The organism is Sphingobium sp. YR768 (assembly GCF_900111125.1).
Lineage (GTDB): Bacteria > Pseudomonadota > Alphaproteobacteria > Sphingomonadales > Sphingomonadaceae > Sphingobium.
Genome location: NZ_FOGE01000050.1, coordinates 1 through 20,288, shown reverse-complemented (window position 1 = coordinate 20,288; position 20,288 = coordinate 1). Strand labels below are relative to the sequence as shown.

Genomic DNA, 20,288 nt, shown 5'->3' with positions numbered 1-20,288 from the left:
GGCCTCGACCTACTCCGGGCGCGTATCATGGCATGACACCTGCACCGAATTTGCGGGAGCGCCCACTTTTGCGGAGAATTGCACGACCGATGACAGATGCCTCTAAGCTAGCGAATATGGCTTATGGACGGGAGTATCCAACCGCCCTCACGAGTGCGACTTCAAGCGATACTCCTCGGCTTCGGAGGGAAATACACCGGATCGTACCTCTGCAGCATAGCCTGCCGCGGCGTCGCTGATCGTAGTGCGAAGGTCCGCGTAGCGCCGGACGAACTTTGGCGTCGTGTCGAACACGCCCAGCATATCCTCGGAAACGAGGATTTGGCCGTCGCAGGCATTGGAGGCACCAATGCCGATCGTTGGGCAGGAGACAGCGACAGTGATCTCTGCCGCCAGTTCAGGCGTCACGCCCTCCACCACAATTGCGATAGCTCCGGCCGCGTCTGTTGCCCGCGCCTCCGCTAGAACGCGCTCGCGCTCTTCCGCGCTACGGCCACGGGCCTTGAAACCGCCTTCTAAATGCACCGCCTGCGGCCGCAAACCCACATGGCCGATGACGGGGATGCCGCGCCCGGTCAGGAAAGCGATGCTGTCAGCCACCCCGTCTGCGGCCTCGACCTTCACCGCCTGCGCGCCCGTCTCGCACAGAGTACGCGATGCGGCAGCGAAGGCCTGTTCTGGAGAACGCTCGTAGCTGCCGAACGGAAGGTCCACCGCGACCAGCGCGTGCGAGCTGCCGCGCACCACGGCGCGACCGTGAAGGATCATCATGTCTAATGTTACCCCGACCGTCGTGGAAAAGCCATGGACCACCATGCCCAGGCTGTCCCCGACCAGCAGAAGGTCGCAATGCGGGTCCAAGAGCTGCGCCATCGGCGCGGTGTAGGCTGTCAAACAGACAATCTTTTCGCTGCCTTTGCGAGCGCGAAGCGACGGAACCGTGACGCGCCGGGAGACTGTTTGCTTGGACACCGTTCCTCCTTGTCGACAAGGCGCAGGACCGCCCCGCACGTTCATCTAATGAAGCATATAGCTACGATCACGTAGAATGTGCTTGCGAATGCGTTAGAGGCTTAGCTTCTTATTGGCATAAAACCACCTAAATGCCCAAATATGAAGCATCCTGCTCCACTTAAGTTAGGCGCCATCGATCAACGACTTCTACGGTCTTTCCAGGGGATGGTCGCTGCCCAGACAACGAGCTTGCGCGAGAGGCGGGGCTATTTCTGCCCACATGTGAACCCAGGGATGCGCACTGGAACATTCCTCCATCACGACAACGCATGCCGGTTGCTTAGTGAAAAATGATATAATCTCGGCGCGCGGGAGCTTGCGACGCAATACGGTCACACCGGCTTCGTCAACGCCGTGCACCTGTAATACCGTCTTGGCCAAATCGAGGCCGAGGGAAGCTGGTCGGCCTTCACGGTGATGAAGAGACAGCTTCCATCTGCGCCCTTTTCCACCCAGTCTCGAATCGAGAAGCCGTCTTCGGTGTCATCGAGATAACCGAAACTGCGCATGACCGATGCGAGTTCGGCCTGGATGCCGGCGGATGTCCGTTCGCCTTCGGTGCTGGTGAAAGCGGCGGCGTCCGTTCCCGTCACGAAAGCGGCAAGGTCTTTCAGTTTCGAGCGCAGCAGACGGTCGAGCAGTACCGATACATAGGTGTAGGCGCTTGCAAACGTAGCCGCCTCTGCTCGCAAACAGAGCAGATTGTTGCTCAGATTAGCCGAGGCGGCTCCCATGCTCCAGCCGCATGATTTCGGCCATATCGGCGATGGCGGACTGCACTATAATCTGGTCTGGCTCCACGGCGCCGGCACGCCCGACGCGGCGATGATCGAGCGCGCCCGCACGATCATCTTCGACACGGTCGTTCGCGAATATGGCGGCAGCTTCAGCCCGGAGCATGGCATCGGTCCGCGCAACATCGCCCATTATTCCCGCTGTGTGCCCGCCGGCGTGCGCCGCCTGGCCGGAGCAATCCAGCGCCTGGTGGCGCCTGTCCCGATGGGACGCATCGATTTCGGAATGGAGTAAGTGACTATGTCGAGTGACATGATGGGGTCGAGTGACCTGATGGCAGTCTATAACCGCGCGCCGGTGGAGGTGGAACGCGGCGAGGGTATGTGGTTGCATGCCACGGACGGCCGCAGTTTCCTCGACTGCGTGGCCAGCATAGCCACCAACAGCCTGGGCCATACCCATCCTGCCCTCGTCGCGGCGCTTATCTCGCCCGAAGACGTGATCCCCCCGCCAGGTAATATGATCATGTGGCGAGGATGGTCTTGATTCATGGACATCCAGCTCGGCGCGGCGCTCGCGATCTAGCCACTTGTGGGCAATTGAAAGGCCCGCCGGATGGGTACACTGGTCTTGGGATACCTGCGCGACAGATGGCCTGAGCCTTGGTTGAGATCGTCCGCGCCACAAGCCGCCAATAGGTCAAAGAATATGGCATCTATTCGATGGAAGACGTGGGTCGGCGATCGCGCCTTGCACGCTTCGTCCCGGCTTAATTCCTATGACGTCGCGGTCTATTCCGGCAATGGCGCGAAGCTCCCATAGCCGCCCCGGAAAAAGAGCAGCGGTTGTTCCGAGCGCACGATGTCGAGTTCCTGCACCCTGCCGAGGACGATGAAATGATCGCCCGCTTCATACACCTTGTCCAATATGCAGTCGATCCAGGCGACGACGTCGTCCAGAACGGGCGATCCATTCGCCGACAGACGATGGGACACGCCGGCGAACTTATCTTCACCCTTCACCGAGAAGCGACGGCAGACTTCTTTCTGGTCGCTTGCCAGGATGTTCACACAAAACCGCCCAGCCTGCTCGATCTGTGGCCAGCTGGACGAGGAAACGTCCGGGAAGAAGGCGACGAGCGGCGGGTCGAGGGAAACAGAAGTGAAGGATCCCACAACCATGCCCGCGTGGCGCCCTTCGGGAAGCGAAGCAGTGACCACGCAAACCCCTGTAGGATAATGCCCAAGGACGCTCCGATAGATCGCACTATCGATGATGGGGGCAATACTGATGGTCATCTGTCGCTCCAAATCGTTCATGTAAAGCCGCTGGCCAACTGCCCTTCTCCAGGAACTGGGTGAAGGCCTGCCGCGGAATTGACCAGCGCACCGCAGCTTTCGACCGCCGTCGCCGCCTGCCGGTTGCGGAAGTGATAATGGAAAGTGGTCAGGGAGAAGGACAGGTTCGTGCCGATATAGTGATAGCCCAGCTCCTGCGAGAGCAAATATTCATTTTTAAGCACCGTCTTCCCTTGACTCACCAGCGCGGCAAAGCTGCTCCGGCGCGCCTCCGATTGAGGGGCCGGCAGATAGTTATGGCCCCGACGCAATACATGCATGCACTTGAAGCCGATATCGACGCCCAGCAGCCCATCGCGGTCGGGATGCCCCTCCACTTGGATGGTGGCACGATCCTCCCTATCGCGCTCAGCCGCCCCATCCGCAGGTGTCCGAAGCAAAAGCGGCGCATGCAACAGAGATAAAATCCATCGTCATCGTCTCTCGTCCACTCCACATGGAGGGACAACGGACCCGCCGCCGACCCTCCCTACGCCGGTTTAGCCCGATCAGGTTCAGCGGGTCGTGTTCTGCTGATCACCTCTTAGCCGCGCATGAGCGGCCCCCGGGGATAGAAGAACTTTAGGCTGCCGTGTGCTTGGTAGGAAACATATCGAGCACCAAATATTCAGCCATGAGGCTGTCTACGCCAGTAAGCCGAACACCCTTTCCGCTAAGAAGTTAATTGGCCACTCTTACAACGCGCATGCCTCTCGGGCAGTCATATCACGTCGGCGAGACCCGTTGCTGCGCCGCAGCCATGCAAGCCTCTAGCTCGTCGCCAAAAACCAAAGCGCTCGTTGCAATCCGCTCCACGTTGCGCGCGGCCGCGCTTCCTAGATCGGCAACGAGCTCGATCGCTATCTTGGTTGCGCCGATTGCTTCGGGCGGCATCTCGGCGAGCGACTGGCAAAAGGCATCGACTTCCACATCGAATTCGGCCTGAGGGTAGACTGCGTGAACAAGGCCAATCGCTTCCGCCTTGGTCGCGTCGATTGTTTTGCCGGCGATGAGCATCCAGCGCGCCCAGTGTGGACCGATCATCCTGGTAAGCCGCGCGGTTCCGCCCCCATTGGGTACGGCGCCAAGTCGCGTCTCAGGCAGATAGTAAGCGGCGCTGTCGGCCGCGAGCCGGAAATCGCATGACAGGGAAAGCTCGAGCGCGCCGCCAATACATGGGCCGTTATGCGCAACAACAACGGGTTTTTCGATCGCTTCCATCAATTCGCCAAGCGGCGTCAGGCTGCGCTCGCTACCGCGGAGCCAGCTGCGTATCGCGCGTGGACTGCGACTCGAGAAGTCGGGGACGAGCCCGCTGTTTAAATCCGCTCCTGCGGAAAAATATCGGCCATTTGCTCGTATCAGCAGTACCTGAATATCGTCCGACACCGCAAAGCGGCGCACCTCCGCATACAGCGTCGCCAACATCGCGTCGTTGATCGCGTTGTATTTTTCGGGCCGGTTGAGCGTCAGCGTTAGGACGGCCCCTTTTTGACTAAGCTCGATCAAGTCGCTCATACCCCTCTCCTACCTAAGCTGCCGCCATAACTAGCACGACTGATCTCCTATTGACTCGACCCGAATTAGTCAATAGTACCTATTTTCGAATTAGACCAAGAAGGAGATTCCTAATGGAATTCGGCATCTTCCACGAATTGTCCGTACCGCGCCCGTTCACGCGCGATATTGAGCGCGTGGTGTTCAACAATGCACTTGAGCAGACGCGGTTCGCGGACAAGGCGGGCTTCGCGGCGGTATGGTGCGTTGAGCATCATTTCCTTGAAGAATATAGTCACGCTTCCTGCCCGGACATGTTCTTGGCCGCGATCGCGGCGCAGACTGAAAATATCCGGCTCGGCTTCGGTATCGCCACCTGCGTTCCCGAGATGCACCACGCGGTCCGCCTCGCCGAGCGAGCCGCTTTTCTCGACGTTTTGTCCAACGGCCGCGTCGAAGTCGGAACGGGACGCTCCTCGACATGGAATGAACTTGGCGGCTTCGGTTCCGACATCACGACTACGAAAAAGAGTTGGGATGAATATATCCGCGCCCTGCCAAAGATGTGGATGGAAGAGCGGGTCCGTTTCGACGGTCAGTTCGTCAAGATGCCCGAGCGTTCGGTGTTGCCAAAGCCGATCCAGTCGCCGCATCCACCGATGTGGGTGGCGGTGACCGCGCCAGGGACCGAGATTGACGCCGCCGAGCGTGGGATGGGCTGCCTTGCGTTGGCCGTAGGCAATCTTGAAAAAAATGCACCACGCTTTGAGGCCTACCGGAAGCGAATCCAGACGTGTGAGCCAGTCGGTGCTTTCGTGAACAACCGTATCGCCACGGTGAACTGGATGTTCTGTCACGAGGACAGCAATTATGCTAAAATGCGTATGCGCCAGCTGATCGAGAGCTTCAGTTCGATGGCTGCGCAGACGATCGAAGTTTCGCAGGCCTTCCCGGCCAATAATTATGGCGCCACAGGCCTTTTGGGCCAGTTTCGGGTCGATCCAGACGACGAGAAAGCCAAGGCCATTCCCGAAGGGCTGACCGCGGGCAACCCGCAGGAGCTGATCGACACGATCAAAAGTTGGGAGTCGGCTGGCGTCGATCAGATGGTCCTGATGATCAACTCGCGCGAAGTCATCCCACAGGACGAAGTGATGGCAAGCCTCGCGCTATTCGAACGCGAGGTCATGCCGCATTTCAAGAAGAGCGGGATCAAGGTTAGCGCCAAGGAGGCTGTCCATGTCTAATCCCTACCTCAACCATCCCGTCGGGCACGGCGATCTCACCGCCATTCTGCCAGTTGTCACGCCCAGCGGCAGTTCCCCGCTGGTCGAACTCGGCAAGGTCGACATCCATTGCGGACTGTTCGAAATGCCATATGCGGAGGTGATGGCGGTATTGCCCCCCTCGCTCCATCCGAGCACGCCGGTTTATGGAAGCCTGACCTTCTATCGCGTGTATCACAGCCCTGTGGGCGCGTTCGAGTTTGCGGTGATGGGTATCGGCTGTCGCAACACGATCAAGCCCCGCATGTTGACGTTGTCGGCCTTCGCCTCGACCGAGGCGTCCGCAAAACTCCTTCGCGACAATTGGGGATTTCCCTGCGAGGTAGCCGACGTCCGTGTGCGCCAGCCATATCATGGTGCGGTCAGTGAAATCACGCTAAACAGCAAATGCATCGCGCGCATGCGCACGGAAGATGCTGAATTTTTGCTCGGCATGGCGCGCGCCGTGCGCTATCCCCAAGCCATCAACCTATCCAAGGTCGATGGAAAATTAGGGCTGCTGCAGGTCGATATGGTCTATGATTATGATCAGAGCTATCGCGGTCGCCTCATATTCGACACGTTCGACGCGGAAGCCATAACCGGTGGAAGAGTCCATCCCACTGACCTTATTGCCTCGACGGTAGTTACCGCCGGCCTCCAGATCAAACCGCGGAGAATTTTGCTTGATCTGGATCATGTCGGTGGCGTTACTAAGCTCGCGGAGGCGGTGACGGCTTGAGCGGACAGGGCGGCCAGGCTTTCGCGGAACCAGAGAAGCGCGCGCGGGGAGCCGCGACCCGCGACGCGATCCTCGAAGCCAGCCGCCACCAATTCAACCGGAACGGCGTGCAAGCGACTGCCGTTTACAAGATCGCCGGCGACCTCTCGATAAGCTCTGGCAACCTGAATTATCATTTCAAGGGCAAAGGTGAAATCATTGCCGGGCTCGCCGACACTCTCGACAGAGAGATTGCGGCGGCAGCGCGCCCCTTCTTTGCCAAAGCGCCAAGCGGTGAGGGTTTTATACAGGCAATGGGGGGCTTCCTTACCGTACTCTGGCGCTACCGGTTCTTTTTTAACGCTTCACACTATCTCGGCGGGATCAGCCCCGATCTCGCGCTTCGTCAGGATGCCATGCGGTCGCTGATCCGCAGCATGATCCGCCGCTCCACGGTCGACCAGATTGCGCTCGGGACGATGCGCAGTCCACGTGCGCCTAATAGCGCCAATGTTATCGCCGACAATATTGTCTCGGTGTGGATTGCATGGTTACAAGAAACCATGCCCGACGACAGTGCCGATGACGTTCCACCGCCCGGCGCCCTTCGCAACTGCATCGAGCATCACTTTGGGGTGATTGAGCCCTATGTGTCGGACACTTTCATCGACCGCTTTTGCAGGGCGCTTGGGCATCATTGAAGCCGGTGCCGTGGTGCACAGTCCGCGCTGCTTAGCCCCATGATAATCCAGTCAGCCGATCGCTAGATGCCGAAGCGGCATAAGCGGGTCAGCACGGCCCACCATGCCTCAGTCTCTACCGCATGATACGCTGGCGCAATATTGGAAACCATCTCAAAGCATCGAGCACGGCTCCTAGCGATCAGGAGTAAAACCAAGAACATTGTGATCGAACTTGACAGTCTATGCCCACGGTGCTTGGCATAGGGTAATTGGGCGAAGATAGCGAAGCGATCTGGGACCTGACTGCTAGAAAATCGCGGGTGAAAATGAAAAAAGCCGGTCCATCACGTCCTGTCATCAACAAAAAGCGCCGAGTGGCTGCGGAGCCTTATGTCCGGATGGGTTTTTTGGTTCACGATGTGTCCCGGATGCGCCGGACACTTTTTGATCAGGCCGTCAAAAATCTCGGCATCACCCGTGCACAATGGTGGGCGCTCGCAAATCTTTCGCGCGAGGGTGAGGGCATAACGCAGAGCCAACTCGCGCAGGCTCTGGACGTGGGCAAGGTGACCATTGGCGGGCTGCTCGATCGGCTCGAGACCGCGGCCTATATTGTCCGCAAGGCAGACCGCACTGATCGCCGATTGAAGCGGGTGTTCATCACGGAGCGCGGTTACGGCATAATGGATGAGATGGCGGCGATCGGTCGCCAACTTAATAGTGTCGTAATGAAAGGCATCTCGATAGACCAGATCCACCTCGCTGAGGAGGTACTTCACCAGATGCGCCAGAATCTGCGTATGGAACTGCGTGGACCATCGAGCGAGGTAGGAGCACTCGATGATGGCCTTGAGGACCATCTGGACATCTCTGAGGGCGCCGAACTCTAAGACCTAGCCGATCGAAGGGGGCTCGCTCCAGGCCGCTCCCAGAGTCCAACATCATGCTGCATCGCTCCTCGACATCTCGGTGATGGCTTGATGAGACGCCTTCCCGCGTCTGCTTGCGACAGTTCCAACCTCTGGCAAATGCGCCACGACGGATGAGAGGCAGATGACGTCTTATACATGATCCCGCGCCGCACGCTATAATTAGTAAGCAAGAGTATAAATAGCTTGAGTTCAATCTCAGCGAGTGGAAAGATGAGAGCTCATGCTGCGGGTCCGATGTAGGCACGCGCTCTGAAGGAAGAGGCCATGATCCGCAAAGCCTATGTCGATACCGCCGAAGGGCAAATCCATTATCGTTATACCGATGGCGGACATGGCGCGACGCTGGTCTTTTCCACATGACCGCGTCGTCGTCCGCAGCCTATGTCAGCCTGATTGAGGCAAAGGACGGATCGATCCCGAAGATCGCATCCGACACGCTGAATGATCAGGCCTGCGCCAACTATGTCGATGCACCAAGTTACGCCTCGTTACGAGGCGGATTGTACTGCATCGAATCGCATGCCGTAAACCTTGCGCCGCATCTGAAGAATTTCATCGGCTCACCGGCGCCCGTGTCAGCCGGTGAGGCTGGGCGCTGAAGGCAGCCTTGTTTATCAGGAGTATCGAATGTCAAATCCGTCACTATCCGAGGCCTCTGCGGGCGCACGAGAGGCAGCGCTCCCATCGCTGTTCGAGGCATCCGGGGAGATTCCGCTGCTGATCGGCATCGAACAGGATCTGCGCTTGATGATCGAACCCGCGGTGAGCGAACCTGAAGCGAAGCACACGATCGGCATGATCCGCCGGATCATCCTCGACATTGTTGCGCGGCGACTCGAAGAGCCGGTCACGGCTCCGATCCAGCGCGCGGCTCGCTGGGACGCGCTGCACAACCTGATTGCGCTTGCTCACTCGCTCGGAGGGAGCGGACAGAAACTCGCCGACCGGCTGATGAATGATCTCCCCCGGGATGGGGAGCAAAGCGATGTCTCGGATCTCCTCGGCAAGGCATTCGGCGAGCTTGCGGCTGTGCCTGGTACTGAGAGTCCGGCTTTCTCGGCGAAGCTTGGAAAGATCCTGGCAGGCCTGCTGAAAAATGAGAAAAGCGTGGAAGCGCGTCATCGCGCCACGGCGGAGCGGATCGAGACGCAGCAAAAGCCCGGCGCGCATGATCCAGGCGTCATCACGCTCGACCGCTTCGAGCAGTTCATGCGCGAACAAATGCCCAACGTGTCTGATCTCAAGGTAATGCGTATGACCCGTCCGCCGATGGGCTGGGGTAAGGTCACATTGATCGCGGACCTGGAAGGCACCGATCTACCCTATTCCTCAGTTGTGATCCGCCAGGATGCCGCGCTCAGCGGCACCAACACCCAAGTGATCGATGAATATCCGATCATCAAATTCGTTAGCGATCATGGTCTCCAAGTGCCCGAGCCGCTGTTTCTTAGCCCAGAAACTGGCCGCTTCGGCCGTCCTTTCATCGTGATGTCAAAGCTGTCGGGCGCAACGGGCGGCGGCTTCAGCGGGCCGAACCCGGAGTGCACACGCGAGGCGCTTTTCGATCTCGCGCGCTTTGCAGCAAAGCTCCACGCACTCGATCCACGTGAATCGGATTTGCCGGCGATATGGACAGCCACGCCGGACAAGGATGCGAACCGCCTCGCCGTCGCCAATGTGCATCGCCAGATGGTCGAGAACCAGGTGTCGCCCATGCCCCTCGCGCGCGGTACACTGCTCTGGCTCGAACGTAATGCGCCGCGCTCTCCCGACCGGCCCATAGTCGTGCACTCGGATCTCGGCCTGTGGAACCTGCTGGTCGAAGGACCGAAGGTGACGGCGGTCCTGGATTGGGAACTGGCGCATATCGGCGATCCGATGCAGGACCTCGCCTATGTTCGCCCATTGCTGGGTGACCGGATGACGTGGCAAGAGTTCATCGATGCGTATCTCGCGGCTGGCGGCCAGGAATATCGCCCCGATGCGATCGAGTTCTTCGGCATGCTGAGCGATGTTCGCAACGTGATGTTCACCGAGATCATGCATAACATGGCGGTGAGCAACGTCGTGGAAGTGCGGACGGCACATGCCGTGACGACCTGCCTGCGGATGCTCGAGCGGCAGGCCGCGAGCAAGCTGCCCGCAATAGGTGGCTGAAGGCGCAAGCAGCGGAGCGGCGAATCCGCCGTCAATGACAAGCGTCGCTCCGGTAATATAGAAGGCTGATGGACTGGCCAGAAAGGTCACAGCAGGCGCTATTTCGTCGAGTTGACCGAAGTGTTTGATGGCCAGGTTTGCGACGGGCATTGCTTTGATGTTCTCCGGAATGCTGTTGCCGAGATCAGTTGCCATCAGTCCGGGATCGAATGGTGGCATGATGATCGTCGAAGACACGCTGGCGGCACCGTAGGAGATTATCCCGCCAAAGAATCATATTCTGCAAACCAAGACGAGCGGGACTTCAATCGCATCGAGTTGCGTCCCAATCATTGTTCTTTACCTAACGCAGCTCAGAAGGGTCTGGTCTTGAATGGCATGTTACCGCGATGGTGGTGCGCGAGGGCCAGGATGTACCCATGGAGCGCACTTCCGCTTGACACCGTTAAAAACCTTCTGCAATCCGCGATCGTAATAATACGAACTTATTGCTTGCATGCGATTGAGAGGTTGTGATGGCGGAAGTATGGGTGATCGACGCACTGCGAACGCCGCGTGGCATCGGCAAGGCCGGCAAGGGCGCGCTTGCTGACATGCATTCGCAGGAGCTCCTTGCAGTTGTCCTGCGAGCGCTGCGTGACCGGGTCGGATTCGATACTGGAGACATCGACGATATCATGATCGGATGCGGCACGCAGAGCGGCCAACAGGGCTATTGCCTTGCCCGCATGGCCGCGCTGTCCGCAGGCTATGACGACGCGGCTCCCGGTATGATGGTCGAGCGCTTCTGCGGGTCGGGGCTGACCGCATTCAGCCTGGGCGCCATGGCTATTCTTTCGGGTTTCCAGGATCTCGTCGTGACCGGCGGGGTCGAGATGATGTCTTATACGGCCGGGCTCCAGCGCCCACCGCTGCTCGATGCCGACAACACCGCCTTGCGCGCGAAGCGTGCGCAGTTTGCGCAGGGCATCGCTGCCGACATCATCGCCACCCATGAGGGCTTTAGCCGCGCCGACATTGATCGCTATGCCGCTGAGAGCCATCGCCGTGCTGCAGAGGCGGTAAGGAGTGGTGCATTCCGCAGCGTCGTGCCTGTGCTCGACGCCGCCGGGAATGTCGTGCTTGACCACGAACAACTCCTCCGTCCCGGGACAACGGCCGAAGGGCTCGGCCAGTTGCCCGCCTCGTTCCCGCCCTACATGGACCGGCAAATAGCGGAAGATGGAACGAGCCAACGCAGTCTGGTTGAACGAGCCTTTCCAGGAATTGTGATCGACCATGTCCATCATGCCGGCAATTCCTCCGGGGTAGCCGATGGCGCGGCGGCTGTTCTGCTCGCTTCGCCCGACTATGCCCGCGCTCATGGGCTCAAGCCGCGCGCGCGGGTGCGCTCGATCGCGGTGGCGGGTGATTCCCCGGAGATCATGCTCAATGCGCCAGTGCCTGCTGCGCGCAAGGCGCTCGCCAAGGCGAAAATGGACATTGGGAACATAGATTTGTTCGAAGTCAACGAAGCGTTCGCGGCGATCCCGATGAAGTTTCAGCGCGATCTCGACGTGGACCCGGCTTTGGTGAATGTGAACGGTGGAGCAATCGCTCTTGGTCACCCGATAGGTGCGACCGGCGCGATGCTTATCGGCACCATCCTCGACGAACTAGAGCGGCGTGACCAGACGACTGGTCTGATCACGCTTTGCACCGGCGGAGGGATGGCGCCCGCGACAATCATAGAGCGGATCTGACTTACAGAATCTGATATTTGAAGCACGGTCCATATTTTTTGGCCGCACAATCCATCGGACTGGCGACCAATGTCAGCCGGACCGTCGGCAGCCGCGGCGCTGCACGCACTGGATCTGAACAGACGGCCCGAAAGGAAACAGACGATGACCGGCAAAACGGCGGAACGGGTGGGTAGCGAAACGATCGCAACAGCTGAATGGAACCTGGTCGAACGAGCGAATGCTCATCAGCGCGATGCGCTGCGGCGCTATGTTGATGCCGTCAACCGCAAGGACGTGGATGCCATAGTTGCGTTGTTTGCGCCTGACGGGGCGGTCGAGGATCCTTACGGTGGTACCCGCCACAATATTCGCGGATGCGACGATATTCGCGCCTTCTACACATTTGTAGTCGCCAAGCTCCAGATTGAATTGCTGATGGTGACAGGCAGCGGCGGCAACGCCGCGGCCATGGCGATCCGTGGACACGTTGGCGACGACACCGTCGACAATATTAGCGTCGCCCAATTCGACGATGCAGGCCTGATTAGCAAATATACGACCTTTTGGGGGCCGGGAGACCGGGAAGCTGGATCGTAGGAACGTCAGGAAATCGTCTCGCCATCATCGATAATGAGACGATCTCCTGGCCGGTCAAGCGGCACGAGCCTCTGCCGCGCTGCGACCATCAATCATGCTTCGAGTGCAACCTCGCCTGGTACTGTGCGCTCGAGGTTGCCGAAGCCGTCGACGCTGCCGTTGAGGCGCAGAATCGCCGATTGCTCCAGCATCGCCCTTGAAGGATCGCCGGCATTCTGCACACCCACATAGATGTCATTTGGCGCGGAAAAAGACAGGTATGACGTGCCCGGCATTCGTACTACCTCGATGTCGAGCGTTCCGCCCTCATAGTCGATGGAGAATGCGAAGGGCTTTGTGCCGTCAGCCACGTTCATGATTCGCCATGGGTAGCGCAACTTGCCGGTAAACATCGTGTTGCCCTCGAATACGACGGCCTCACTGAAAACCGGCTCCTCACTTCCGCGCACGATCGCGTCATAGATGAGGAAGCTGACCCCATTCTCGAAATACCCTTGCAGCCATTGGTGCTGCCGCATGTTAATCGTATCGCGGGCGCCCATGCTGTGATCACGATTGCCCATGCCGGTAAAGCTGTAAGATTGATAGTCGATCACAACCGCGCCGGTCAGACGGCCGATTTGTTCGATATGGCCAGTTCCGAGGAACTGCTGGCTTCCCCCGAACTTATGGAGGTCCCAAAGCGCCGCATCCGACTCGAACGTCAGGTCGAACTTTAGGCGCTGTCGCGGACCGTCGCGAAGTTCGCCTTCGAGCAAGGTTTCGGCTTCGACCCGGCGAACCATGCCATCGAACCGATAGCTGAGCTTCCGCCCGTCTTCGATGACGCGAATGGCAAGGTCGGCCGCGCCGGGCCCATCTTCTGAGGCCCGCGCATTGCCGAAGGCTCGGTGGCCGATTACCGAGCCATCCGGCAACACAATAGTCAGGATCTCGCGCCAGAGCGTCAGTTCCTTGCGCCATCGCCCGAGATGCAGCCAAATACTTATGTTCGATACTGGATCGTAGCCGGCGAGGCAGAAATTCTCGCTCCAGTTGACAAGGTCCGGAAATGGCGGCTGTAGCGGCTTTTCCTGTTTCGCCAGGTCCATCTGAAATTCTCCTCCGTTGCGGGTCGCACGTCAGCCGTCGCAGATTGGCGCGTCGGGCCCTGCGACGGGTTCAGCTCGACAGCTTGCCTGCGAACATATCTCGGCCGATGATCTGCTTCATGACTTCGGCGGCACCACCGGCGATCCGTACAATACGCGCGTCGATATATGCCCGCGCGATCGGGTATTCGGTCATATAGCCGTAGCCGCCGAAAAACTGCAGGCACTGATCGACCACCTTCACATGAAGGTTGGTAACGACCAGCTTGACCTTCGCGGCCTCGACGCTGCTGAGTTCTCCTGCCATGAAGCGCTTGATACACCAGTCGGTAAACACGCGCGCCGAAAGCACTTCAGCGGCGAGCTCGGCAAGTACAAATTGGGTGTTCTGGAAATCCGCAATCGTGTGGCCGAACGCCTTGCGCTCGGCGGTGTAGTCTACGGTCCATTCGATCGCAGCCTCGGCGACACAGATGGAACGGACTGCCTGAGTCAGCCGCTCCTGGGCAAGCTTGCCCATCATGATTCCAAAACCACCGCCTTCGCGCCCGAGGCGGCGCCATTTAGGTGCGCGTACATCCTCCAGGAATATTTCGGACGTGTCCTGCGCCTTCAGTCCAATCTTTTCGAGGTTGCGACCACGCTTGAAGCCGGGCTGGTGCGTGTCGACCGCAATCAGGCTGACACCCTTCGCCCCTGCCGTCGGATCTGTTTTGCACGCTGTGACCATTACGTCGCAGAGCTGGCCATTCGAGATATAGACCTTCTGCCCGTTTAGCAGATAATCGTCGCCATCGCGCACCGCTCTGGTCTGGATTTCCTTGACGTCCGATCCTGCACCGGGCTCGGTAAGGCCGAGCGCGCCGATACACTCGCCAGCGACCATCTTGGGCAGAACTTCCTGCTTGAGCTCCTCGGTGCCGGCGGCGAGAATATAGGGAGCCACCATCTCGGAATGAACGATGAAGCCCGGACCGGTGATCCCCTTCTTCGCCAGTTCCTCGATGATCACGACATTGTAAAGCCAGTCGGCGCCGAAGCCGCCATATTGCTCGGGAACATTGGGACATAAAATGCCGACTTCTCCGGCCCGCCGCCATACTTCGCGCGGAACGACCTCGTCCTTCTCCCACTGCGCATGATGGGGCGCCAGTTCATCGTCGACGAAGCGGCGCACCGTGTCGCGAAACTGCTCATGTTCGCCGGAGAAAATGCCTCTGGCGGTGTCGGTATTGTTGCGAAGATCAACCACGGCGTGCCTCATGCATCGCAAGCGTTTTGCTTGCCTGTTTAAGATGGGGGATGTCGAGCATCTTGCCGTCCAGCGCCAATGTGCCCGAGTCCGGATTTGCGGCAAATAACGCGACGACGCGTTGAGCGAAGGCCACTTCGTCCTCGGACGGCGAGAAAGCCTTGTTTATGATGTCGACCTGGGCCGGATGGATCGCGATCCGGCCCGAAAAACCCTCGGCACGCGCCGCCCTGCACGAAGCATGCAAGCCCTCGGGATCGCGGAAGTCGACAAACAGTGTATCGACCGCTTCGACGCTAGCTGCATGTGCCCCAAGCAGGCATAGCGATCGGACTAATTTATACGTGAGGTTCCACTCGCCGGTCGCGTCGGTATTGCCGCTGGCGCCGATTGCGGAACTTAAATCCTCGGCGCCCCACGTCAGCCCATAGAGCCGGTCGAGACGGGCACCGGCATAATCGCCGAGCCGGAAAGGCGCTATCGGCGTTTCAGTCGCCACAGGCAGGATCTTGATCGATCCCGCTTCAACGCCAGCTGCCGTTTCGAGGGCGTCCAGATAATGGCTGACCTGCGCCACATGCTGTGGACCATCGACTTTAGGCAGCATGATGCCGTCGGGTGCGGACGGCACGATCGCCGCGAGGTCCTCGAGCGTCCAGGCGGTGTCGAGCGGGTTAACGCGGACCCAAAACTGCGACTTGCGCGTACCCCTGGGACGATCCTTGATGAAGGCAGGAACCATCTCGCGCGCGACAGGCTTACGCGCGAGTGCGACCGCATCCTCGAGATCGAAGATGAATGCATCGGCGGCGGCGTCGTCCACCTTGCCGATCTTCTTTTCGCTGTCCCCAGGGATGAACAGGAAGGAGCGGATCGGCATCGTCATATCGTGCCGGGATTCTTTAGTTGTAGGCCAGAGCGTGTGCATGACGCGACCAACTCTTCCTTCTGGTTGAAGGCCTTGTGAAGGAACGTGACGATTCCTGCCTCGGGCCGCGACTTGGATTCGCGCAGCTCGATCACCTCGGTAACGACATGGACGGTGTCGCCATGGAAAAGCGGGGCGGGAAAACGTACTTCATCCCAACCAAGATTGGCCACAGCGGTGCCCAGCGTCGTATCGCCAACCGATATGCCCACCATCAGCCCCAGCGTAAACGCCGAGTTGACGAGGCGCTGTCCGAAGGGCGTCCCTTTCATATACTCCTCGTCAAGATGGAGCAGGGCGGGATTGTGGGTCATCGCTGAGAATAGGACATTGTCCGTCTCAGTCACGGTGCGACGGATCTGGTGGTGAAACACCTGCCCGATCGCCAATTCATCAAACCAGACCCCAGCCATCAGTGCAGCCCCAGTATCGATATTGCCGCCACGCCCTGATAGGGAACACCACCCAGATTGTGGGTGAGCCCCACCGAAGGATTGCGCAACTGCCGTTGGCCCGCGCGACCGAGCAATTGACTGTAGACCTCATAGGCCATGCGCAGCCCAGACGCGCCGATAGGATGACCAAAACATTTCAGACCACCATCGATCTGGCACGGGAGCGCACCGTCGCGATCGAACTTCCCATCGAGGATATCAAACACCGCGCGACCGTCCTCCGATAGGCCCAGGTCTTCCATTGTCACAAGCTCGGTGATCGAGAAGCAATCATGCACTTCGGTGAGCGATATCTGCGTCTTGGGGTCGTCAATGCCCGCCTCCTTATAGGCACGGGCGGCGGCGTTGCGCGTGGTTGCGACGTAGCTACCATCCCAGTCATTTGTCTGGGTTTCTCGCCCGGAACTGGTCGAAAGCTGAAGTGCCTTGATCGTGACGAGATCGGTCTTGCCGAGCGCTCTGGCGATCTGCGGCGTGGTTACAATCGCGCAGGCAGAGCCGTCCGACACGCCCGAGCAATCGAACAGGCCGAGCGGATCTGAAATCATTGGCGCGTTCATAATTGTTTCCATGGTGACAGCCTTCTGGAAATGCGCCTTGGGGCTGTGCACGCCATTTTGATGACTCTTCCAGGAGACGTGACTGATCGCCCGCTTAAGATCCTCTTTCGACGTGCCGTATTTGGCGCGATAATAAGGCGCGAGTTGCGCGAAGCCCGCAGGCGCGGAACTCATAGGCAGCCACAGATCGTTGAAAGTACCCTTGAAGGGCGGTGGGAGCCCCCCGAACCCGGTATCCTTGAGCTTCTCCGAGCCGATCGCGAGCGCGATGTCGACCGCGCCAGACGCCACCGCATAGGCCGCGCCGCGCAGCGCCTCGGTGCCCGTCGCACACATATTCTCGACCCGGCTCACCGGGATCCCCTCGAGCCGCAATGCCATCGCCGCCGGTATCGAGGAGTTGCCAACGTTGATGCCATCGCCCCAGCAGCCAAACCAAGCCGCCTCGATCTGATTACGCTGGATCCCGGCATCCGCCAGCGCCTCCTCGAAAGACTCTTTCATGAGTTCTGGCGATCCAGCGTCCCAGCGCTCACCAAATTTCGAGCAGCCCATGCCGAGAATGGCGACCTTGTCCTTAATACCCGTTGCCATTGTCAAAGCTCCTCAAGCCGCAATGAGCGGCGTCGATTTCCAGAAGTAGCGGTTGTAACCGCGTTGCCGATCCTTTTCCTTGATACGGTAAACCATCCGTAGCGGTGTCCCGGTGTCGATACCGGACTCGCCTATATCGACCATCTCCATCAGCACCCGCGCACCGTTTTCGAATTCGACAAAGCCGACCCACAACGGCGGAGACAAGTGAAAGGAAAGCCAGTCTGCCGTGGAGGTGAGGACCGTCGCCGGTGTGTCGCGTAGCGACAGCTGTTCGAAAGCTTCGCTCGGCGCGTGACAGCGCACGCAATATTGCAATTGCGGAAACTGTACAGTGCCGCAGTCTCCACACTTGCCCGCGTTGAAGCTGTCCATCTGATCCCTCGAGCGATATTGCTCGGTCAACGCGGTTTTGCCGCTCCTCTCGGAGCGCATGCCCCATTCGGCGTCAATCCCGTCATAGAAGGACAGCAGGCGCAGATAGCTATCTGTCGCCAGCGCGTCCGCCATCGCGCCGGAAACACCGCGCGCCGGTTTGGCGGCTGCGATTGCAGGGGTCACCTGGAAAATCAGCGCATCGGCGCCCTGCCCAAATCCTATGAGCAGGATGTGATCGCCCGGTGCAGCGGCTTCGAGCGTTGCCGCAAGGATCAGCAGTGCATGCGCCGCGCCGGCATAGCCGACACCGTCTTCGAGTCCGCTGGAGACGCTGCCCGTGAATTTCAGTGCCTTGGCGACGGCGTCGGCCGCGCCCTTGAGGTAGGAGGGCATGACGAAATGCTGGATGTCGCCGATTGCCAATTGTGCATCCGCAAGCGCGGCATTCACCGCCGCTGGCACGATCCGCGCATAACCTTGCTCGCGAACCCAGCGTTCCTCCCACAGATAGTCCGTTTCGGCACCGGCGGCGCGGAAATGGTCGACGAAAACGTCATTGACCGTGGCCGATCCTACCAGCCGGGCAACGATATCGACGTCCGAAACGAGCAGAGCTGCGGCCCCAGCGCCGAAGCTGAGCTCTTGGATACTCGCCGGCTTGGCAGAGGGATTGTCCGATCCAATCACCAGTGTCGGCTCGCTGCCTTTGAGCGCCTGGAGCAGCGCCGACGTACCCGCCCGCTGTGATCCTGCCGCATCCGAGCTGGCAACGTCCGCTGGAGCGCCGATTGCGCGTGAAACGATTGCGGCATTTAGCAGGTCTGCATAGGGCAGTGACGTAGAAGCGAGCCGGACCGCCTTGACGCCGCTCGCATCGGCCGCGCCGAGCGCGTCGCGCGCGGCTTCAACGGCCATGGTGATAACGTCTTCATCCCAACTGGTAAATGCCCGCGAACCTTTAGCCTGCCCGCGCAGCCCTGGTGCCATCCACTTGTGCGCCTCGGCTATCACGGCACGATCAATGCGTAGCCGCGGCACATATGCACCAAATCGCGCGATCCCCAATTCGGTCACTGCTCTCAAGCTCCTTTCCTAAGGGCGGCCAAGCGCCACTGCTGCGAACCCTTTGCGCATATTTTGCCTGTCGATCAATTTAAAAGTACGCTTGCGAAATATAATTATACGGATGAGTTAGTCCGCATGGCGCGCTGCGCTCAAGAGCGCTAGCCCGCCGCAAAGTCCAAACAGCGTGATGGAGATTGCCAATGAGAAGCCAAGGCTTGTGCCTTCGCCATTAAACAGGGTGTCCGTGAGCACCGCGGGGATAAGCGGCCCAAATATCATGCCGAAGCCGTTTTGACAGAATAGGAGGAAAGCTGACATTCGCCCACGTAGCTGGTTCGGCGTGAGCGATTGCATCGTGGCGCTCGCAATGCCGAAGGGCATGTTGGCAACAAGCAGCAGAACAAGCAGAGCGGCCAGCGCTACCGGCAGGCTGACGGCGAAGGCCATGGCGATCGCCGGAGGCCCTGTTAGCAATGTAGCCACCGCTGCGACTCGAATCTGCGACTGCTCTATCCCGCGCCGCGCTGCCCATTCGGCAAGGTAGGCGCCCGATAGTAGACCTCCGACAATTCCGACCAGCGTAACAAGCCCGAGCATGAGACCGACATCGGCGGCGACAAGCTTGAAATTTCTCATCAGGAAGGCCGGAGCCCAGTTGAGCGTAGCGAGTGAGATTGCAGCCGAGCAGGCAATGCCCGACATGAAGCGCACTACGAAAGCGCGGCGGTCGGCAAGGAAAGCAAAGAAGGTGCGCCAAGGTAGCGCAACCTTATCCACTTTACCCTGCCGGGCTGGCTCTCGCATCAGCAAAAGTGCAATCGCGATCGGCAGCCCCGGCAGCGAGACGAGCAAGAACGCCTTTTGCCATGGACGCATGCTCCCTATCAGTGGAAGATCACCGAGATGCTCCACCGCGCCGATGACGGCCCCTCCAAGCATGAAAGCGATGCCAGCGCCTATGCCGGCGCCCGCGATGTAAATGCTGAGCGCGCGCCCCAACCGGTGCGGCGGAAAGCAATCGGCGATAAGCGAATAAGCTGCAGGGTTGAGTGTTGCCTCACCCATACCGACGCCGACACGTGTAAGAAACAGGCGGCCGAAGCTGTTGGCGGTTCCGCAAAGCGCAGTCATGACGCTCCACACAATGATGCCGCCGGCAATCAGCCGCCCCCGTTTTACCCGATCGACCAGATCGCCGACGGGCAAACCTAGTGGATTGATTCCAACGTTTGGAACCCTCGGTTTCGGGCTGCGATGATGTCGTCGGGATTGGCTTTCCAGATGAAGGGTTTGGGGTTTGCGG

The 20,288-nt window shown here is 59.4% G+C and carries 21 protein-coding genes, 2 pseudogenes and 1 riboswitch; of the genes and pseudogenes, 10 read left to right on the top strand and 13 right to left on the bottom strand.

Annotation, left to right across the window (positions count from 1 at the left end; genetic code table 11):
* Positions 1-147: 147 nt before the first annotated feature.
* Together panB and BMX92_RS25545 are read right to left on the bottom strand one after the other, a co-directional pair.
* On the bottom strand, positions 148-972 hold the full coding sequence (panB, locus tag BMX92_RS25550; RefSeq protein ID WP_371262538.1) for a 3-methyl-2-oxobutanoate hydroxymethyltransferase: 825 nt from the start codon (positions 970-972) through the stop codon (positions 148-150).
* 431 nt (positions 973-1,403) lie between these two features.
* A pseudogene (locus tag BMX92_RS25545) lies at positions 1,404-1,670 on the bottom strand (type IV secretion system DNA-binding domain-containing protein); the annotation flags it as partial.
* A 76-nt stretch (positions 1,671-1,746) separates the two neighbouring features.
* Between BMX92_RS25545 and BMX92_RS25540 the strand changes: the two are divergent.
* Positions 1,747-2,043 (top strand): FAD-linked oxidase C-terminal domain-containing protein, encoded by a 297-nt coding sequence (locus tag BMX92_RS25540; RefSeq protein ID WP_093022178.1) that lies wholly within the window; start codon positions 1,747-1,749, stop codon positions 2,041-2,043.
* Between the two features lie 6 nt (positions 2,044-2,049).
* Positions 2,050-2,295 (top strand): aminotransferase class III-fold pyridoxal phosphate-dependent enzyme, encoded by a 246-nt coding sequence (locus BMX92_RS25535; protein WP_256213629.1) that lies wholly within the window; start codon positions 2,050-2,052, stop codon positions 2,293-2,295.
* A 245-nt stretch (positions 2,296-2,540) separates the two neighbouring features.
* Here BMX92_RS25535 and BMX92_RS25530 read toward each other — a convergent pair whose 3' ends face one another.
* From BMX92_RS25530 to BMX92_RS25520, 3 genes are all read right to left on the bottom strand, one after another.
* The gene (locus tag BMX92_RS25530; RefSeq protein ID WP_177185265.1) at positions 2,541-3,047 is read right to left on the bottom strand and encodes a flavin reductase family protein; all 507 of its coding nucleotides are present in this window, start codon (positions 3,045-3,047) and stop codon (positions 2,541-2,543) included.
* A 17-nt stretch (positions 3,048-3,064) separates the two neighbouring features.
* The gene (locus BMX92_RS28525) at positions 3,065-3,502 is read right to left on the bottom strand and encodes a hypothetical protein (protein WP_371262537.1); all 438 of its coding nucleotides are present in this window, start codon (positions 3,500-3,502) and stop codon (positions 3,065-3,067) included.
* A 54-nt stretch (positions 3,503-3,556) separates the two neighbouring features.
* Positions 3,557-3,665: riboswitch (TPP riboswitch) on the bottom strand.
* A 147-nt stretch (positions 3,666-3,812) separates the two neighbouring features.
* Entirely contained in the window at positions 3,813-4,604 is a 792-nt protein-coding gene (locus BMX92_RS25520; protein WP_093022174.1) for an enoyl-CoA hydratase/isomerase family protein, read from the bottom strand.
* A 113-nt stretch (positions 4,605-4,717) separates the two neighbouring features.
* Here BMX92_RS25520 and BMX92_RS25515 point away from each other — a divergent pair, with 113 nt between their 5' ends.
* From BMX92_RS25515 to BMX92_RS25490, 6 genes are all read left to right on the top strand, one after another.
* On the top strand, positions 4,718-5,830 hold the full coding sequence (locus BMX92_RS25515) for an LLM class flavin-dependent oxidoreductase (RefSeq protein ID WP_093022170.1): 1,113 nt from the start codon (positions 4,718-4,720) through the stop codon (positions 5,828-5,830).
* Entirely contained in the window at positions 5,823-6,590 is a 768-nt protein-coding gene (locus tag BMX92_RS25510) for a hypothetical protein (RefSeq protein ID WP_093022167.1), read from the top strand. Before BMX92_RS25515 ends, BMX92_RS25510 begins: the two co-directional genes overlap by 8 nt.
* On the top strand, positions 6,587-7,270 hold the full coding sequence (locus tag BMX92_RS25505) for a TetR/AcrR family transcriptional regulator (protein WP_093022164.1): 684 nt from the start codon (positions 6,587-6,589) through the stop codon (positions 7,268-7,270). Before BMX92_RS25510 ends, BMX92_RS25505 begins: the two co-directional genes overlap by 4 nt.
* A gap of 251 nt (positions 7,271-7,521) precedes the next feature.
* Entirely contained in the window at positions 7,522-8,142 is a 621-nt protein-coding gene (locus BMX92_RS25500) for a MarR family winged helix-turn-helix transcriptional regulator (protein WP_218145858.1), read from the top strand.
* A 398-nt stretch (positions 8,143-8,540) separates the two neighbouring features.
* Positions 8,541-8,783 carry a hypothetical protein gene (locus BMX92_RS25495; RefSeq protein ID WP_093022158.1) on the top strand — a complete coding sequence of 81 codons (243 nt, stop codon included), beginning with the start codon at positions 8,541-8,543 and terminating at the stop codon, positions 8,781-8,783.
* 28 nt (positions 8,784-8,811) lie between these two features.
* Positions 8,812-10,341, top strand: coding sequence for a phosphotransferase family protein (locus BMX92_RS25490; RefSeq protein ID WP_093022155.1), 1,530 nt, complete (start codon positions 8,812-8,814; stop codon positions 10,339-10,341).
* 33 nt (positions 10,342-10,374) lie between these two features.
* Here the strand turns inward: BMX92_RS25490 and BMX92_RS25485 are convergent.
* Positions 10,375-10,536, bottom strand: a pseudogene (locus BMX92_RS25485) (SDR family oxidoreductase); the annotation flags it as partial.
* A 320-nt stretch (positions 10,537-10,856) separates the two neighbouring features.
* Between BMX92_RS25485 and BMX92_RS25480 the strand changes: the two are divergent.
* Both BMX92_RS25480 and BMX92_RS25475 read left to right on the top strand, forming a co-directional pair.
* Positions 10,857-12,083: an acetyl-CoA C-acyltransferase gene (locus BMX92_RS25480; RefSeq protein WP_093022152.1), complete on the top strand. Its 1,227-nt coding sequence runs from the start codon at positions 10,857-10,859 to the stop codon at positions 12,081-12,083.
* Between the two features lie 144 nt (positions 12,084-12,227).
* Complete coding sequence (locus tag BMX92_RS25475) at positions 12,228-12,662, top strand: nuclear transport factor 2 family protein (protein ID WP_177185264.1); 435 nt, start codon at positions 12,228-12,230, stop codon at positions 12,660-12,662.
* 92 nt (positions 12,663-12,754) lie between these two features.
* Here BMX92_RS25475 and BMX92_RS25470 read toward each other — a convergent pair whose 3' ends face one another.
* From BMX92_RS25470 to BMX92_RS25440, 7 genes are all read right to left on the bottom strand, one after another.
* A complete protein-coding gene (locus tag BMX92_RS25470) occupies positions 12,755-13,753 on the bottom strand; it encodes a hypothetical protein (RefSeq protein WP_093022146.1) in 999 nt (332 codons plus the stop codon).
* A 70-nt stretch (positions 13,754-13,823) separates the two neighbouring features.
* Positions 13,824-15,005 carry an acyl-CoA dehydrogenase family protein gene (locus BMX92_RS25465; protein WP_256213628.1) on the bottom strand — a complete coding sequence of 394 codons (1,182 nt, stop codon included), beginning with the start codon at positions 15,003-15,005 and terminating at the stop codon, positions 13,824-13,826.
* Positions 14,998-15,891, bottom strand: a complete 894-nt coding sequence (locus BMX92_RS25460) for an HpcH/HpaI aldolase/citrate lyase family protein (protein ID WP_093022140.1) — start codon at positions 15,889-15,891, stop codon at positions 14,998-15,000. The genes BMX92_RS25465 and BMX92_RS25460 overlap by 8 nt, the downstream gene beginning before the upstream one ends.
* On the bottom strand, positions 15,888-16,346 hold the full coding sequence (locus BMX92_RS25455; RefSeq protein ID WP_093022137.1) for a MaoC family dehydratase: 459 nt from the start codon (positions 16,344-16,346) through the stop codon (positions 15,888-15,890). The genes BMX92_RS25460 and BMX92_RS25455 overlap by 4 nt, the downstream gene beginning before the upstream one ends.
* Positions 16,346-17,542, bottom strand: coding sequence for an acetyl-CoA acetyltransferase (locus tag BMX92_RS25450; protein ID WP_093022134.1), 1,197 nt, complete (start codon positions 17,540-17,542; stop codon positions 16,346-16,348). The genes BMX92_RS25455 and BMX92_RS25450 overlap by 1 nt, the downstream gene beginning before the upstream one ends.
* Before the next feature lie 12 nt (positions 17,543-17,554).
* Positions 17,555-18,994 (bottom strand): 3-oxoacyl-[acyl-carrier-protein] synthase III C-terminal domain-containing protein, encoded by a 1,440-nt coding sequence (locus tag BMX92_RS25445; RefSeq protein ID WP_218145857.1) that lies wholly within the window; start codon positions 18,992-18,994, stop codon positions 17,555-17,557.
* A gap of 117 nt (positions 18,995-19,111) precedes the next feature.
* On the bottom strand, positions 19,112-20,191 hold the full coding sequence (locus BMX92_RS25440) for an MFS transporter (RefSeq protein WP_256213627.1): 1,080 nt from the start codon (positions 20,189-20,191) through the stop codon (positions 19,112-19,114).
* Between the last annotated feature and the right edge of the window lie 97 nt (positions 20,192-20,288).

What these genes read in the sequence shown, in the direction of transcription:
- BMX92_RS25530 (WP_177185265.1), bottom strand. Translation starts at nt 3,047, where the DNA reads ATGACCATCAGTATTGCCCCCATCATCGATAGTGCGATCTATCGGAGC.
- BMX92_RS25460 (WP_093022140.1), bottom strand. Translation starts at nt 15,891, where the DNA reads ATGACGATGCCGATCCGCTCCTTCCTGTTCATCCCTGGGGACAGCGAA.
- BMX92_RS25475 (WP_177185264.1), top strand. Translation starts at nt 12,228, where the DNA reads ATGACCGGCAAAACGGCGGAACGGGTGGGTAGCGAAACGATCGCAACA.
- BMX92_RS25455 (WP_093022137.1), bottom strand. Translation starts at nt 16,346, where the DNA reads ATGGCTGGGGTCTGGTTTGATGAATTGGCGATCGGGCAGGTGTTTCAC.
- BMX92_RS25540 (WP_093022178.1), top strand. Translation starts at nt 1,747, where the DNA reads ATGCTCCAGCCGCATGATTTCGGCCATATCGGCGATGGCGGACTGCAC.
- BMX92_RS25510 (WP_093022167.1), top strand. Translation starts at nt 5,823, where the DNA reads ATGTCTAATCCCTACCTCAACCATCCCGTCGGGCACGGCGATCTCACC.
- BMX92_RS25520 (WP_093022174.1), bottom strand. Translation starts at nt 4,604, where the DNA reads ATGAGCGACTTGATCGAGCTTAGTCAAAAAGGGGCCGTCCTAACGCTG.
- BMX92_RS25535 (WP_256213629.1), top strand. Translation starts at nt 2,050, where the DNA reads ATGTCGAGTGACATGATGGGGTCGAGTGACCTGATGGCAGTCTATAAC.
- BMX92_RS25495 (WP_093022158.1), top strand. Translation starts at nt 8,541, where the DNA reads ATGACCGCGTCGTCGTCCGCAGCCTATGTCAGCCTGATTGAGGCAAAG.
- BMX92_RS25450 (WP_093022134.1), bottom strand. Translation starts at nt 17,542, where the DNA reads ATGGCAACGGGTATTAAGGACAAGGTCGCCATTCTCGGCATGGGCTGC.
- BMX92_RS25470 (WP_093022146.1), bottom strand. Translation starts at nt 13,753, where the DNA reads ATGGACCTGGCGAAACAGGAAAAGCCGCTACAGCCGCCATTTCCGGAC.
- BMX92_RS25490 (WP_093022155.1), top strand. Translation starts at nt 8,812, where the DNA reads ATGTCAAATCCGTCACTATCCGAGGCCTCTGCGGGCGCACGAGAGGCA.
- BMX92_RS25515 (WP_093022170.1), top strand. Translation starts at nt 4,718, where the DNA reads ATGGAATTCGGCATCTTCCACGAATTGTCCGTACCGCGCCCGTTCACG.
- BMX92_RS25480 (WP_093022152.1), top strand. Translation starts at nt 10,857, where the DNA reads ATGGCGGAAGTATGGGTGATCGACGCACTGCGAACGCCGCGTGGCATC.